This window comes from Bacillota bacterium, from assembly GCA_040757085.1.
In the GTDB taxonomy this organism is placed as follows: domain Bacteria; phylum Bacillota; class Sulfobacillia; order JACIYH01; family JACIYH01; genus JACIYH01.
In genome coordinates this window covers 275,484-289,811 of record JBFLXJ010000017.1, presented here as the reverse complement: position 1 = coordinate 289,811, position 14,328 = coordinate 275,484, and the positions used below count along the sequence as shown (strand labels likewise).

General features: G+C 65.5%; 15 protein-coding genes, 3 tRNA genes and 1 pseudogene. 8 read left to right on the top strand and 11 right to left on the bottom strand.

Annotated features, from left to right (window positions below):
• Positions 1 to 106 precede the first annotated feature (106 nt).
• The gene (locus tag AB1446_06570) at positions 107 to 907 is read right to left on the bottom strand and encodes an IclR family transcriptional regulator (GenBank protein MEW6546565.1); all 801 of its coding nucleotides are present in this window, start codon (positions 905 to 907) and stop codon (positions 107 to 109) included.
• A 307-nt stretch (positions 908 to 1,214) separates the two neighbouring features.
• Here AB1446_06570 and AB1446_06565 point away from each other — a divergent pair, with 307 nt between their 5' ends.
• Positions 1,215 to 1,763, top strand: a complete 549-nt coding sequence (locus AB1446_06565; protein MEW6546564.1) for a DUF2284 domain-containing protein — start codon at positions 1,215 to 1,217, stop codon at positions 1,761 to 1,763.
• 276 nt (positions 1,764 to 2,039) lie between these two features.
• On the opposite strand, the gene AB1446_06560 is transcribed toward AB1446_06565, so the two are convergent.
• From AB1446_06560 to AB1446_06550, 3 genes are all read right to left on the bottom strand, one after another.
• Positions 2,040 to 2,115 (bottom strand) — tRNA-Phe (locus AB1446_06560).
• 8 nt (positions 2,116 to 2,123) lie between these two features.
• A tRNA-Asp gene (locus tag AB1446_06555) sits at positions 2,124 to 2,201 on the bottom strand.
• Between the two features lie 40 nt (positions 2,202 to 2,241).
• Positions 2,242 to 2,316, bottom strand: a tRNA-Val gene (locus AB1446_06550).
• Positions 2,317 to 2,906: 590 nt separating this feature from the next.
• On the opposite strand from AB1446_06550, the gene AB1446_06545 reads away from it, so the two are divergent.
• The 7 genes and pseudogenes from AB1446_06545 to AB1446_06515 all read left to right on the top strand — a co-directional run bounded on the left by AB1446_06545 (position 2,907) and on the right by AB1446_06515 (position 7,324).
• Positions 2,907 to 3,182, top strand: a complete 276-nt coding sequence (locus tag AB1446_06545; protein MEW6546563.1) for a response regulator — start codon at positions 2,907 to 2,909, stop codon at positions 3,180 to 3,182.
• Positions 3,064 to 3,459: a HAMP domain-containing protein gene (locus AB1446_06540; GenBank protein MEW6546562.1), complete on the top strand. Its 396-nt coding sequence runs from the start codon at positions 3,064 to 3,066 to the stop codon at positions 3,457 to 3,459. Before AB1446_06545 ends, AB1446_06540 begins: the two co-directional genes overlap by 119 nt.
• Positions 3,402 to 3,632 (top strand): annotated as a pseudogene (locus tag AB1446_06535) (hypothetical protein). The gene AB1446_06540 and the pseudogene AB1446_06535 overlap by 58 nt, the downstream one beginning before the upstream one ends.
• 68 nt (positions 3,633 to 3,700) lie before the next feature.
• Positions 3,701 to 4,258: a GerMN domain-containing protein gene (locus AB1446_06530; GenBank protein ID MEW6546561.1), complete on the top strand. Its 558-nt coding sequence runs from the start codon at positions 3,701 to 3,703 to the stop codon at positions 4,256 to 4,258.
• Between the two features lie 214 nt (positions 4,259 to 4,472).
• Complete coding sequence (locus tag AB1446_06525) at positions 4,473 to 5,741, top strand: CBS domain-containing protein (protein MEW6546560.1); 1,269 nt, start codon at positions 4,473 to 4,475, stop codon at positions 5,739 to 5,741.
• A 4-nt stretch (positions 5,742 to 5,745) separates the two neighbouring features.
• Positions 5,746 to 6,987, top strand: a complete 1,242-nt coding sequence (locus AB1446_06520) for an Nramp family divalent metal transporter (GenBank protein ID MEW6546559.1) — start codon at positions 5,746 to 5,748, stop codon at positions 6,985 to 6,987.
• A gap of 67 nt (positions 6,988 to 7,054) precedes the next feature.
• Positions 7,055 to 7,324: an alpha/beta-type small acid-soluble spore protein gene (locus tag AB1446_06515; protein ID MEW6546558.1), complete on the top strand. Its 270-nt coding sequence runs from the start codon at positions 7,055 to 7,057 to the stop codon at positions 7,322 to 7,324.
• 116 nt (positions 7,325 to 7,440) lie between these two features.
• Here the strand turns inward: AB1446_06515 and AB1446_06510 are convergent, their stop codons facing one another.
• From AB1446_06510 to AB1446_06480, 7 genes are all read right to left on the bottom strand, one after another.
• Complete coding sequence (locus AB1446_06510) at positions 7,441 to 7,803, bottom strand: CAP domain-containing protein (GenBank protein MEW6546557.1); 363 nt, start codon at positions 7,801 to 7,803, stop codon at positions 7,441 to 7,443.
• A gap of 818 nt (positions 7,804 to 8,621) precedes the next feature.
• Positions 8,622 to 8,987: an SH3 domain-containing protein gene (locus AB1446_06505; GenBank protein MEW6546556.1), complete on the bottom strand. Its 366-nt coding sequence runs from the start codon at positions 8,985 to 8,987 to the stop codon at positions 8,622 to 8,624.
• Positions 8,988 to 9,074: 87 nt separating this feature from the next.
• Positions 9,075 to 10,634 (bottom strand): recombinase family protein, encoded by a 1,560-nt coding sequence (locus AB1446_06500; GenBank protein MEW6546555.1) that lies wholly within the window; start codon positions 10,632 to 10,634, stop codon positions 9,075 to 9,077.
• Positions 10,607 to 10,792 carry a hypothetical protein gene (locus tag AB1446_06495; GenBank protein MEW6546554.1) on the bottom strand — a complete coding sequence of 62 codons (186 nt, stop codon included), beginning with the start codon at positions 10,790 to 10,792 and terminating at the stop codon, positions 10,607 to 10,609. The genes AB1446_06500 and AB1446_06495 overlap by 28 nt, the downstream gene beginning before the upstream one ends.
• Before the next feature lie 144 nt (positions 10,793 to 10,936).
• Positions 10,937 to 11,506 carry a nucleotidyltransferase gene (locus AB1446_06490; GenBank protein MEW6546553.1) on the bottom strand — a complete coding sequence of 190 codons (570 nt, stop codon included), beginning with the start codon at positions 11,504 to 11,506 and terminating at the stop codon, positions 10,937 to 10,939.
• Positions 11,507 to 11,876: 370 nt separating this feature from the next.
• Positions 11,877 to 13,097 (bottom strand): alanine--glyoxylate aminotransferase family protein, encoded by a 1,221-nt coding sequence (locus AB1446_06485; protein MEW6546552.1) that lies wholly within the window; start codon positions 13,095 to 13,097, stop codon positions 11,877 to 11,879.
• 50 nt (positions 13,098 to 13,147) lie between these two features.
• Entirely contained in the window at positions 13,148 to 14,086 is a 939-nt protein-coding gene (locus AB1446_06480; GenBank protein ID MEW6546551.1) for a dihydrodipicolinate synthase family protein, read from the bottom strand.
• Positions 14,087 to 14,328: the final 242 nt, after the last annotated feature.

Genomic DNA, 14,328 nt, shown 5'->3' with positions numbered 1-14,328 from the left:
CCGTCCTTCACCGCATGCGACCCACCTCGTCTACCAGACGACCCAACTCCTAACGCCTGCCACCCCCCTCAAGCGCCGATTGCATTGCAGGCCCAGATAAGGCCTCTCATGCTCCCGAAGACCGATATCCCCCGGCCAACTCGGCAACATTACCGCATAACACGTCGCTCACCCTCCGGGCGGCAGCCACGACCTCGCTACGCCACCCCGGAAGGACCTCGGGAGTGAAACGGTAGGCGGGTCCGGCTATGCAAAGGGCAGCACAGACTCGTCCCGGGCGATCCCATACGGGCGCTGCGAGAGCTGCTACGTCGGGGGTCAGCTCTCCGACCGAGAAAGCCCATCCCTGCTCCTTTATCCCTTCGAGTTGCTTCTTGAAGACTTCGGGGTCGGTGACGGTGTGCGGGGTGAACCGAGGCAACCCCTCGCGCAACACCCTCTCCACAAAGGCGTCTCCCGCATATGCCAGGAGAAGCTTGGCAGGAGCACCTGCCGTAAGGGGCGCATGCCGGCCCACCTCGTACGTGACGCGTACTACCTGTGGCGACTCGACCTTCTCCACGCAGACGCACGCATTTTCCCGCAATACGTTCAGGAAGCTGGCCTCTCCCGTGCGGGCGGTGAGGTCGGTCATCACGGGAAGCGCGACGTTCCGAACCGTGATCGACTCACGTACCCGTCCGGCCAGTTCCAGAATCTTCAAGCCCAGCACGTACTTGCCCGTATCAGGGTCAACCTCCAGAAAACCCCGCTGCTTCAGCGCCTGGCAAAGACGCGAAACTACGCTCTTGTGCACGCCCAGCCCCCTGGCCAGCTCCGTAACTCCCCGCGGCCGGTCTGCGGAACCGACCAGTTGCAGCAGTTCCAGCACCCGGGTCACACTTCCGACCTTGGCGGCCTCCCCCACTCAGTCATCCTCCTGTTGTTGCCGAAGCAACGTCGTTGCTCTAAAAGCAATTTCGCCGCAAGACACGGGAGTTCCTGCTCCTGCTCCCACCTCAAGCGAGCAGTCGCTGCAAACGCAACTGGCTGCGCTTCAATCGATCCCCGCTACTTCCCGGCGTGACCAATACCAAGTATCAGAGGCGCGCGGCGGCAGGGACCCGGGTGCCTTCCGGCGAAACAGAACCGGTGATGAAGGCCTGCCAGCCCCTCGATCCCACCTGGCACTCCCGACTGCTTGCCGCCACTCCTTGAGCATGGACTCGCGTGCTGTGACACGAGAACTTGTCGGACTGGCCCTCTCGCGCGGTGCCCTGTCCTCCCGCGTGATCTCCGCGCGCAGGGTGGTCGTCGATCCGCGCGTGCGCCTCAAGTGCCAGGTCCCTCTCTGTCCCCACTACGGACACAACCTGGTTTGCCCGCCCGCGGTCCCTTCCCCTGCGGAGTTCAAGGAGATCCTGCGCCGCTACCGTGCGGCAGTAGTGGTGGTTGTCTCGGGCCGATTGAGCGGCAGTCACGAGGACCGCTTGAAACAGGCAGACCACCTGGCCCTCGAGCTGCACGGCCTGGTGGCATCCCTCGAGGCGCGCGCCGTGGAGTTGGGGTTCCCCCTGGCCTGCGGGCTGGCCGGAGGCCACTGCCGGCTGTGCGCGACCTGCGTGGGGCAGCGCAGCGGAAAGATGTGCCCCCGACCTTTCCAGCCGCGCCCGTCCGCGGAGGCGCTAGGGATCGACGTCGTGCGCACGGCGCTCCGAGCGGGCATCAAGCTTTCCTTCCCCGTTTCCGACACCGTGCAATGGACAGGTCTGGTCCTCATTTGACCACGGGTCGCGAACTGATTCCTGAACCACCGAGGAAAGATTGAGCCGGTCGCCCCGGTCACCGCGGCACACACGAAACGCAACCGGCAGTCCGGGGACCATGAGGCTGCACAAGCCCGGGCACCTGGCGGGAGCGGTTAGGCGCTGCCAGCTACGGGTCAGGCCACATGCCCCTGCCCAGCAGAGACTTCACACGCACTACGTAACGATAATCGATAAGTGAGGCCCCTGGTTCCAGTTCCCAGGGGCCCAAACCTTTGCGGCAGTTGACTTTGGTGGTGGCGCAGGCCGGAGTTGAACCGGCGACCCACGGATTTTCAGTCCGTTGCTCTACCAGCTGAGCTACCGCGCCACAAAAGATGGCGGAAGCGACGGGATTCGAACCCGCGATCTCCTGCGTGACAGGCAGGTGTGTTAAACCAGCTACACCACGCCTCCGCGCCTTACGATGATAGCATGAGCACACCGGTTTTTCAAGTGGTGGGCGGTACAGGAATCGAACCTGTGACCCCGCGCTTGTAAGGCGCGTGCTCTTCCGCTGAGCTAACCGCCCACGCCCCAAGCCTTCGTACGCCGCTATTCTACCACAACTGCCCGCATTTGGCCAGCACGCAGACACGCGCGCGACAGAAGGACGACGTCTTGTAGCTGGAACCGAGCGCTTTGCTCAGGGCAGTCGGCCCGGGCATCCCGGAAATCAGCAAGATCCTGGCAGGAGGCAAGAACTCCGCCCGGGGAGGCACCCCGGCTGGAAAATTCGGCAATGCCCCCGCGCGGGCATGCCGAAAAACTGGACACACCCCCTCTCCACCCGTCCGCACTCCTCCCTTCCCCCGGCCAAATCCGGCCGCCAGCCTCACACTAATGACAACCACAATTCAGCGGAGTCTCACACCTCAGGGGACCTTCTACAATTTCGCGCCAGGGCTGAGGCAGCGTGCACGGATTTTCGGCACGGGTTTCTTCCGTGCCTGCCGAAAAACACACCACCCAGGGCTACAGGATACCCCAAGGACAGAACCGGCCAGGGAGGTGTACGCCGACGTCGAGCTGGCAGCGTGTGACGCTGAGGGGGGGTGTGGCGCTGGGGAGGGTGACGCTGAGCGGTTGCGGCAGGGCGCAGTCAGTGTTAAGCCTGTACCTGTGAACGAACTGGTTCTCATAGTGGAAGATGAAGACCCGCTTGTCAAGGGATTGTCCCTCAGCCTGAAGCAGGCAGGGTACCGCGTGATCTCCGCCGGGGACGGCCTCGAGGGGCTGCGCATGGCTCTGGAGCAGGCCCCCGACCTGGTGATCCCAGATGTCGCTTCATCTGGCGCTGATCACGGCAGCAGCAATCCTGGTGGGAACATGGGCCAGCTTCTTTCTCGCCTGCCTGATCACGCGTCCTCTGCCCGTCCTGCGTCGGGCCGCCGGTGAGTTGGCCCGGGGCCGTTGGAGTCACCGGGCGGCTCTGCGGGGGCGGGACGAAGTCGCTCAACTGGGGCAGGCCTTTGATCGGATGGCAGAAGACCTGGAGCGTCTTAATCGCACCCGCAGAGCCTTTGTGGCCGACGCTTCCCACGAACTGCGCACGCCCCTGGCCGCCCTGCGGGCCCCGGCCGAACCACTGGCGCATGGCCGCGACCTCCCCCGGAAACGTACCGCGACATGGCCACCGAGATCGTGGCTCAGGCAGAACGCATGCAGCGCCTGACGGAGGACTTGCTGGAGCTCGCCCGGCTCGATAACCGCTTGGAAACGGGAGGCCGCCTGCATTTCACCCCCACCGACCTGGTATCCGTGGCCCGGGAGGCGGCGGACGCCGTAGCCCCGCTGGCCCGGCAAGAGGGCCTAACTTCTTCTCTCGAATTCTTGGCACAAGCTTAATGACTTCGCAACAAATCGTCGCCGGCAGGCAAAGAATACATGGTATCTTAGGTCTCGGAGGTGAGCAAATGCGCCGCAAAATCGCAGGTGCAATACTGGTAGCAATGCTCGTGGCTTCTGTGGCCGCACTCCCCGGGTGCACGCTGCTGCGTGCGCGAGCCGGGAAGCCAGCGGAGATACCCAAAGTTAGCCCGGCGCCGCCCGCGGACCGGACGGTCAGACTGACCCTGTACTTTGCCGACTCCCAGGCCCAGCACCTCGTGCCGGAGGTACGGGAGGTTCACCAGGGCAACGTATCCCTTCCCGACCTGGTGATCCAGGAGCTGATCAAAGGCCCGACCGCACCCGGGCTTGGCATCACCATCCCGCGGGAAGCGCGGCTCCTTTCCTCGGTCAAGGTGGAAAAGGGTGTAGCCTTCGTCAACTTCAACAAGGAGTTTCAATCGAAACACTGGGGTGGTAGTGCCGGGGAAATGATGACGGTGTACTCGATCGTCAACTCGCTCACCGAACTCGAGGGCATCAAGGCAGTCGTGTTCCTGGTGGACGGCGAGCGCCTGGACACCCTGGGCCACCTGGACCTGACGGAACCTGTGGAGCGGTCGGAGGACCTCATAACGAAGTAGCCGCTTGAAAGCAATCTGCCTGTGCGGGCGTGCGGACTCCCGCGCTCCTTTCTCCCCCGGTGTGTGTGCGGCGCGCAGGAACAGGCGCGCAGGAACTGCGCGCAGGAACTGCTTGACAGCGCGGTGTGGCGGTGCTACTCTCCCACCGGGAAACCCGGCCCAAAGCTGAGCCACGGGGCGGGGAATAGCCGATCCAACCGGGTGGGAGTAAGAGTTGCGACCGGGCGGCCTGGTGTTCCTGAGTCAGTTGCTGGGCCAACAGGTGCGGGGGCCCGAGGGACAGAACCTGGGGCGACTGCGGGACCTGGTTGCCTTGCAGGGAGATGAGTCGGGCCTGGTGCACGGTTACGTCGTGCGGGGCAGAGAAGGCGGATCCTTCTGGATTGCAGCGGGGGAACTGCTCTACGCTGCTCGCCTGGTTGTCCCCCGCCCTGCCAGGTCGATGAGGCTGTATCAGGAGAAGCCCGAGTACATACTGCTGGGAGAGGACGTCATGGACCAGCAGGTCATCGACCTGCGCGGGCGAAAGGTGATCCGGGTCAACGATATCCAGTTACGGTGGGCAGAAGGCACGTTCCGCATCATGGGCGTGGATATCGGCCCCTCCGGATTTCTCCGCCGCCTGGGAGGACCAGGGCTGGCCCGGGTCGGGTCCGTGCTGGTGCGGGCGTGGCAGCATCCCCGCATTCTCCCCTGGAGCCTCATAGAACCCCTCGGGCGGCCGGGAGATCCACTCAAGCTGGCCGTTCCCTGGGACAAACTGAGGCGACTGCCCCCCGCCGACCTGGCGGACATCATCGACGAACTGGACCGGGAGCGGGTCGTAGCCCTATTCCAGACCATGGACACCGCCGCAGCAGCGGAAGCTCTGGCAGAGGTGGATGACCCCGCTACGCGAAAGGCCCTGCTGGAGGTGCTGGGTGCTGAGCGGGCTTCCGACATCCTGGAAGAAATGTCTCCCGACGACGCCGCCGACGTGCTGGGGGATCTCCCCCAGGAAAGCGCCCGCGCTTACCTGGAGTCCATGCAGGAAGAAGAGCGGCGGGATGTAGACGAACTGCTACACTACCCCGAGACGACCGCCGGCGGCCTCATGACCACCGAGTACATCGCCCTGGATCAGAACCTGACCGCAGAGGATACCATCACCCTGCTCCGGCGCCTGGCCCCCGACGCAGAAACCATTTACTACCTGTACGTTGTGGACCCCGAAGGCCATCTGGTGGGAGTGCTATCTCTCCGCGATTTGATCGTGGCCTCGCCAGACAGGCGCCTGGTGGAAATCATGACCCCGCAGGTGATCAGCGTGCCCGTGGACGCCGACCAGGAGACGGTGGTGGACGTCATGGCCCGCTACGACTTCCTGGCTCTGCCGGTGGTGGACGCCGACAACCGCCTCAAGGGGATAATCACCATCGACGACGTGATGGACGTGGCTCTGGAGCGGGGCGGATGGAAAAGGCAGGTCTTCACAAGGAGGTGACGGGGTGCGTGGACGCACAACCTGGCGCAAGATCCTGGTGTTCCTGGCGGTCATGGGTCCGGGAATCATCACCGGCAACGTGGACAATGATGCCGGAGGACTCACCACCTACTCCGTGGCAGGAGCACGGTACGGGCTGGACCTCCTATGGGTGCTCATCCCCGTCACCGTACTGCTGGCCATGGTACAGGAGACTTCCGCCCGCATGGGTGCCGTCACCGGCAAAGGCCTGGCCACCCTGGTGCGGGAACGGTTCGGCCTGCGCACCAGCGTTGTGGCCCTCTCGCTCCTCTTCATGGGCAACTTCGCCGTAACTGTTTCCAATTTCGCGGGGGTAGCTGCCGCTTCTGAAATCCTGGGGATCAGCCGGTACGTTTCCGTACCGGCCGTGGCTTTTCTGGTGTGGCTGCTGGTGTCACGCGGGTCCTACCGGGCGATCGAGAGGGTTTTCCTGGCCCTCTCCTTCGTGTACGTGACTTATGTCGTTTCTGGGGTCCTGGCTCGCCCGAACTGGGACGCGGTCCTGCAGGCTCTGGTGGTACCACGGCTGCACCCGGACCCGGGCTTCCTCATCATCCTCATCGCGACCATCGGAACCACCATCACTCCCTGGATGCCCTTTTACCAGCAGGCCCTGGTTTCCGACAAGGGATTGACGGCGGGCCAGGTGGGATACGCGCGCCTGGACACCTACCTGGGAGCGCTGATGACCGACACCGTGTCGTTTTTCATCATCGTGAGCTGCGCCGTGCTGCTGCATCCCCGCGGCATTCTGATCGAGACGGCCGCGGAAGCCGCCGCAGCCCTGGGACCGGTGGCAGGAAGGTACGCAGCCCTGCTATTTGCCGTGGGGCTGCTCAACGCCTCTGCCATGGGAGCCTCGGTGGTACCCCTGTCCACCGCCCACGCCGTCGCGGAAGCATTCGGTTGGGAGTCCACGGTGGGGCGCCGTTTTTCCCAGGCACCCGTGTTCATCGGACTCTACACCGTCCTCCTCATCCTGGGGGCTGGGGCGGTCCTGGCGCCTGGGCTCGATCTGGTGCACACCATGCTCCTAGCCCAGACCGTAAACGGCATCCTGCTTCCCCTGATCCTCATCCTCATGTTGAAACTCGCCTCCGACCGTCGCCTCATGGGCAGGTATGCCAACACGCGCCTGGCCAACGCGGTGTCTTGGGCGGCCGCCTCCATCCTCATCGCCCTAACGATAGCCCTGCTCGTATCGAGCATCTTGCTTCCCGCCTGACCATCGGCCGTCGGTTTCGGTATGAGGTGCTCACCCCCTCGGCACCCTAGTCAATGGAGGTGAGCACATGGCACGCGGTCAGAAAACTAACCGCGCCCTGGTCCGTGAAGCACAAAGAGCCCTGGACGACTTCAAGTACCAGGTGGCGTCGCAAATAGGCGTCAAGCCTCCGCCCGACGACTACTGGGGTGACATTCCCGCTCGCCAGTGCGGCGCCGTGGGCGGTCAGATGGTGCGCAGCATGATCCAGATGGCCGAGCAAGCCCTGGCCCAGGGCGGAACCCAGGCTCCCCCGGCGTGGGCACGTGGACCCGGTCGGGGTGAGGCCCGGCCCTGAGCGAAGCTGAGCAGGCCGGGCGCCCTCATGGGCAGGCCAGACGGCTGACTGGGACGGCACCGCCCCAGGGCGGGTGCCGTCCCAGTCCTCCTGGCAGGTTAGTGGCCTTGAGCAGCCTAGCGGCCGATGAACATTTGGGTGTACATGTACCCGTACGGGCCGCCCCGCGCGATCCCGATACCCGCGTGGGTCAAATGGGGGCTGAGGATGTTGGCCCGGTGGCCCGGGCTCGCCATCAGGGCCCGATGGGCGATATCCACGGCCGGCGCGCCCGCCAGATTCTCGGCGGCATACCGGTACTTCACCCCGGCCCCTTCCATCATGGCAAACGGCGAACCGTATGTCGGAGAAATGTGCCCGAAGTACCCTTTCGCCACCATGTCCTCCGACTTGAGCCGCGCCAGCCTTACCAGCGTGGGATCAACCTGCAGGGCGGGAAGACCGACTCGTGCCCGCTCCATGTTGATCAGGTCGAGCATGTGTTGCTCGTCAGCGGTCAGCAGGCTGCCAGCATCGCGCGGCTGGGAAGCAGGCTCAGGCGCTGACTCCGGTGCAAGCTGCGGAAGTGGCACCGGCTGAGGGGCAGGCTGAGGCGCCCGCTGCGCCGGCGGCGCGGGCTGGGGCGCGGGTTGCGGCTGCGGCGCTGGCTGGGGCGCGGGTTGCGGCTGCGGCGCGGGCTGGGGCGCGGGTTGCGGCCGCAACCCGGCTTGCGCCGGCAGTTGCGGTACCGGGACGGCCCGCCCGGCATATGTAACGTGCCGGGATACGTCCGCCCACGAGGCAGGCGAGTAGCACCCCGGCGTACGGGCGGAAAAGAAGGGACCCGCTGTCACCGGCCAAGTGCAGGACACAACCAGCAAGGCTGCCACGACAAGAGTCGGGCTCGCGCGCATGAGTACCCGGAACCTCTTGGCCTTGTACCGGCCCATGATCTAACATCCCCCTTCGCGCTGGTGGAGTAGATCTTACCTCTCGTGGGTAAGGGGGGCAAACCCACCAGGAACCGGCATGAGCCCCCATATTAGCGCTATGACGGCCTCTGAACGACATTCGCCCCACACAGGCAGCCAGTCCCTGCCACGCAGAAGAGGACCGCCGGATGGGGCTGGCTACCAGCCAACCATCGCCGTGCCTCCTCAGGCTGCATTCATGAGCCGCCACTTTGAGCAATTCTTGAGGAACAGTCCTGGTCATCCCGGGGCATTTCTTGCCATCGGCTCAGCGCCCGGGAGCATGACAAAGGGGGTGGCGTGCTCACCACCCCCTTCAGGTGCCGGGCAGGCCAGTACACGGCCCGTCATCCTTTGGGGATGCACGGTGCTTCCACAAAGCGGGTGGAGATGAAACCCTCCCGCCCGTCGGCCAGCCTCACACGGGCCCAGCCGTCCTCCACACCTATCACCGTGACCTGGGTACTGATCTCCAACTGCGTGAGTATGGCGTATTCGGTCCCCGGACCGGCCCGCACGTTGACCCCAGAGCCGGTCACGGTCCCGATGCATTCTGCCGCGGCCGGGGCCAGAGTAACGTTGGTGACCACCCGGATCTCCCTGGTCTCCAGGACCACGGCGGTGATCACGATCACCTTTTGCACCGAGATGGGATCGCCGGTACCCACGTCGCCACTGGCAAATTCCACCCGGAAGGTAGCCCGGGCACGCATGCCGGGGGCCGCTTCGGGGATAACCACGAAGTCGGACGAATCGGCTGTCGATGCTCCCGCGCCAGCCCTGCCGGGCGGCGGTCGACACTACCGTGGCGGGCAGCTCAGGGCGGTCGCCCACACTACCGTGGCGGGCAGGTAAATGCGCAGGGCCAGTTCCGGGCCGCGCCCGACGACCTCCACCTTCCTCACCAGGGCGCGGATCACCCCCCGCTTCTCATCCTGCGGCAGCTGGTCCAGGCACGCCAGCACGCGGGAGGCAAGTGCCCGCCACTCGGCCAGATGTCGGGCGGCGGTCGCCCGGCGCCTCGTCGCCCGCTCCAGTTCGCACACCCGCTCAGCGAGGGCCCCGTGGCGTGCTTTGAGCTCCTCCAGCCTGGCCCTGGTTCGGGCGTCGTAGTCGAGGAGTCCAGCCGCCAGAGCCTCCAGCACGTTGGCCCTCGCCCGCCCCACCCGCTCCAGTGCCTCTCTCGCCGCCACCAGTTCGGCGGCCTCCTCGTCTCCCCCGGCCAGGTCCTTCATCTCCCTGGCCAGCGCGTCGGTGTCGCGGAGGCAGGCCGCCACCCGCGTCCACACCGCCTGGTCCACCACATCGGCCCGCACTTTCTTACAGGGCTGGCAGCCTGCCCTCACCCCGGCGTGGCGCTGGTAGCAGGTGTACGCGCGCACCTGGCCGCCGTCCGCGTGCATCCACGCCCCGTGCATGGGCTTACCGCAATCCGCACAGGCCAGCAACCCGGAGAGGAGGGAACGGGTCCTGGGACTGCCGCACCACAGCCGCCGGGCCCGTTCCAACTTCTCCCGGGCCCCCTCCCACAGCCAGGGGTCGACGATGGCCGGTACGGGCACGGCGATCCACTCGCAGGGAGGCTTACTCCGCAACCCAACTCGCGCCTCCCGGGGCAGGTGACGGTTCAGACTCCTGCCCGTGCAGTCGCGGCGGTTGTAGTACCACACCCCCACATACGCCGGATTGGCCAGCATCCGGCGCACCACCGCCTCGTGCCAGGCCCTGGCCCCCCGCCGGGTGGGCAGGCCGCGGGAGTTCAAACGCTGGGCCACCCCCCAGATGGACAGATCCTCCTCCACGAACCACCGGAAAACATCCCTGACCACCTGGGCTTCGTGCTCGATCACTTCCACCCGGCCGGTGGCGGGATCATAACGATAACCGTAGGTGTCAAACAGGGCGGGAATCCTTCCCTGGCGGGCCTTCTGCAACCGGCCGCGCATGCTCCGCTCCCGGATCTTCTCCTTTTCATACTCGGCGATGGCGCCGCGCACGGCGTAAAACAGCCGACCTTCCGGCGTATCCTTCCAGGCGAAGTCCAGGAGCTCCAACCGGACGCCCTGCCGCTCGAATTCCTCCACCAGCAGGAGTTGGTGAGCCAGCTTACGGGAAAGGCGGTCCGCATCGCGGACCACCACGCATTCCACCCGCCCCGCGCGCACCGCTTCCCTGAGGGCCGCCAGACCCGGGCGGTTATCCAGAAGCTCCCCCGATACGCCGGGGTCCGAGAAGATCAGGACCTCGGTGGCACCCAACTCCTCGGCGCGGCGCCGGCAGGCGGCCTCTTGCTCGGCCAAACTGTACCCGCGCTGCGCCTGTTCTTCCGTGCTCACTCGGAGGTAGACCGCAACGCGCACTGGCCGTCACCCTGTTCCGCCACTAACTTGCGGGCGAGCAAGCGGTAGGCAGTGCGCAGGGGATCTCTGCCCGCCTCCTCGACGGGCACGACCTCCACCATCACCCGGGGCGGTTCCGGTGCCCGCCTGGCCCGGGTCGTCCTGGGAGAGCGCCGCATCTCCTCCGGCCTCCTCTCCCATCATACGCGCCCCGGGCCCGCGAATTTCCCCCAAGAAATGGGCGAGGCTCGCCGGGCCGCACTCCCGGGCATCCCGCGGCTTGGATGGCTGCCGCGAAACCCCTCCGCCTCTCATGGCCCCGGCTAAGGCCGACGCTGCCCGATCTCCTTGAAACATTCCTCGTAAAAGGATAGGATGTCAGGACGCTCGAGTGCCCGACTCAACTCCCGTACTATGGGGTCCATGTAACCCCGATCTAGCGCGTTCCCTTGTCGCCGGACGATCTCGCGCACGTCATCCCGGTCTTGGGGACGATCGGATATTATCTTGTGGATGATGAGATCCTCAGGCGAACACACCCTGACTGCCCGACCCCTCACCTCCACCACCCGGGCGCGGCGAATGGCTTCTTCCTCATACGGCAGCCCGGCCAACACGAGATCAACGCGAACCACCTCCCCCACCAGCAAGGGCACCACCCTGTTGCGCCTGGCAAAGCCCAGCGGATCCGCGGGCAAGAGCCGAAAACGCCGCCCCAACTCCGTCAGTACCGCCCCAAGACGCTGCATCGGGCAGCTGATCGTAAGATCAACGTCCCTGGTCACCCGCGAGCGGCCCCAAAACAGGTTGGCAAATCCCCCGATAACCATGTACGGGATGCCGTGCTCTTCGAGGAAGCTCACCACCCCCACCAGCGCTTCCTCAAGGTGCACAGGCGACACCCCCCATGCGAGCAAAGGCGCGCCGCATCCTCTTGATGCGAGCCACTTTCTCCTCATCTACGCCCGCCACAGACCAGCCCGGCGAATAACGGCGGGAAAGCTCCCACGCCTGCGAATACCAGGTCACCAGGTCGTCCGTGGACGCGGGAGGATCACCCCACTCCCGCTCCCAGCTGTTGAAGGCCCGCCACTGCTCAAGCCTCTCCCGCAGCGCCCGGGGATCAAACCTCGCCAGCCCGTACCACCTCCAGGTTGCCGCCAGCTTCCTTCCACCCGGCGGATGTGCAGCCTACATCAGTATACACCAGGGCCGGTGTGGCCCCAAACCGCGGGCACCGCGAGGCCACCCCGGAGCAGCGCGTCAAACTGCTGACCCGTGCCAGCGCACGGACCCTTCTGCCGCCAGGACGTCGAGCGCGGCCTGCACTCCCGCCCCGGCAGAGAAGCGGTGGCCGAAGCGCCGCAGCGTATCCTCCAGCGCTGTCACGGTGGCCAACACATACTGCGGCTGGGCTGCCGTCCCCATGGTCCCCACGCGCACATTGTCGTCACCGATCTCGCCGTTGCCGATGGCTATACCCCAGCGGCTCAGCATGGCAGCCCGGAAATCCTTCTCGTAAACCCCTTCCGGGAGGTAGAAGACGGTCACCACGGGGGCGGCCACTTCTTCCGCCGCCACCGTGCGGAGGCCCACCGCCCTGACCGCCTCCCGCACGGCTCGGGCGCACACCCGGTGACGGCCGAGAACGCTGGGCAAGCCCTCCTTCAGCAGGTCAAGGAGGGCCCCGTGCAGGCCCCGCACCAGGGGGCCGGACGGCGAGGGCTCGTGGGCGGCTCTGCCATGCGGCCTGGGTTCTCGGGCCCCCTGGCGCCAGGCCCGGTTCATGGCGTCCACCTTCTCGTCGTGGTAGCGTTTCCACACCTCAAGGTCGAGGCAGATGGAGTCCACCGGCCTCTCCCGCCGGCGCACGGCCTGCCAGGCCCGCTCGCTGACAGCCACAATGGCGATCCCCTGCGGCCCGCTCAGGCACTTTTGCGGGCTGGTGAAGCACAGATCCACCCCCCAGGCATCCATGTGGAACTCCATTCCGCCCACCGACGACACCGCATCCACCAGGAACAAGACACCTTTCTCCCGGGCCAGTGCCCCCAGCCGATCGATGGGGAACGCCGTCCCCGTACTCGTCTCCGCATGCACCGCGGCCAGGGCCTCCACTCCCTGCTGGTCCAGGGCCCGGGCCACCCTGTCCATGTCGGGGGCGGTTCCGTACGGTACGGGCACCTCAACCGGCACGCATCCCACGGCCCGTACTATGTCGACGAGGACCTGCCCGAAAACCCCTCCGTTGATCACCACCACTTTTCCGCCCGGCCGGATGGTACTGCGGATACCGGCCTCGATCCCGAAAGTGGCACTGCCGGCCAGGAGCAGCACGTCTCCCTCCGTCCCCAGTACGGTTCTGAGCATGGCCCGCACTTCTTGTTCCAGATCCCAGTACCAGGGGTAGTAGATGGGGGTCTCCATTTGCGCCGCCATCTGCCGCAGGCAGGAAGCGGACATCATGGTCTGGCCGGCGCTCATGTTCAGCACTGCCAGGTCACCTCCTCAGTCGGTTCAACTCGACACCAGTACTAGGCGCCCCCCGGGCACGCCCGGTGGTCGCGGTACTGAAAAACGCGCAGGTCCAGCTCGGCGACCAAATGGCGCAACTGTTCGCGGGTGACGTCGTCAAAGCTGGCGGGGCAGGGGTGACGCACGTGGGCGGATCGGATAATCCCTGCCATGCAGAGTACCTCCTTCGTGATGTTGCGCAAGGCCAGCTGCACCTCGAAGTTAATGAAGGGTAGACAGTTGCGATAGTACAACCGGCGAGCCTCCTCCCGCCTGCCGGCCACCCACATTTGGTACACCGTACCCAGCTCGAGCAGAGCAGCAGAAGGCATCGTCCCACAGGCACCCCGCTCGAGTTCCTCGAGAAAGACGATTCCTCCCATACCCCCGAATATCCCCACCGTGTCCCCGGCGCACTCCCTGATCCTGCACATCTTGTAGGGAGACTGGGGTGCCTCCAGCTTGATGTAGCGGATGTTGGGAGCCTCTGCCACCAAGGAGGCAAGGAACTCGGGGGTCATGTTGACTCCCGTCAGAAGCGGGTCATCCTGGACTATGATCGGGATACTCACTGCCTCAGACAACCTCAAGTAGAACTCATAAACGGCGCGCAGGTCTGCCGGCCGGCAGCCGTAAAACGGCGGAAGTGCCATCACGGCCGCGGCGCCGGCTGCCTCCGCCCGGGTGGCCCGGCGCGCCGCCACGTAGGTGCTGAAGTGGTTTACGGTCACCACCACTGGGAGACGCCCAGCCGCACCCTCCATAACGACATGCGTGAGCCTATCCTTCTCTTCATCGGAAAGAGCGAAGCCCTCGCTGGCATTCGCCAGGATGGTGACACCGTCAGCCCCTCCCCACACGAGGAAATCCAGCACGTCCCTGACGCCTTCTTCGTCCACGGAGCCATCGTCGTGGAAAACCGTGGGGAGGATGGGGAAGAAACCCTGCAGCGCAGCCAAAGGGCGGATCACCTCCCCGGAGTGCTAGACGAGGATCACGGGGTTGCGGAGCACCCCGACGGTGGGAGCCGCGATCTCCACCACGTAGCCCCCTCGAAAACCACCCTGGCTTCCCTGATGACGCGGCGGCGCAATTCCAGGTCGTACAGGTCAACTTCCCACGCGGGAACCAGGGCAGGCCCCAGTGTGCAACAGCGGGCGAATATCTTGGCCTGGGGAAGGTAGAGGGCGTTTTGCGCCTC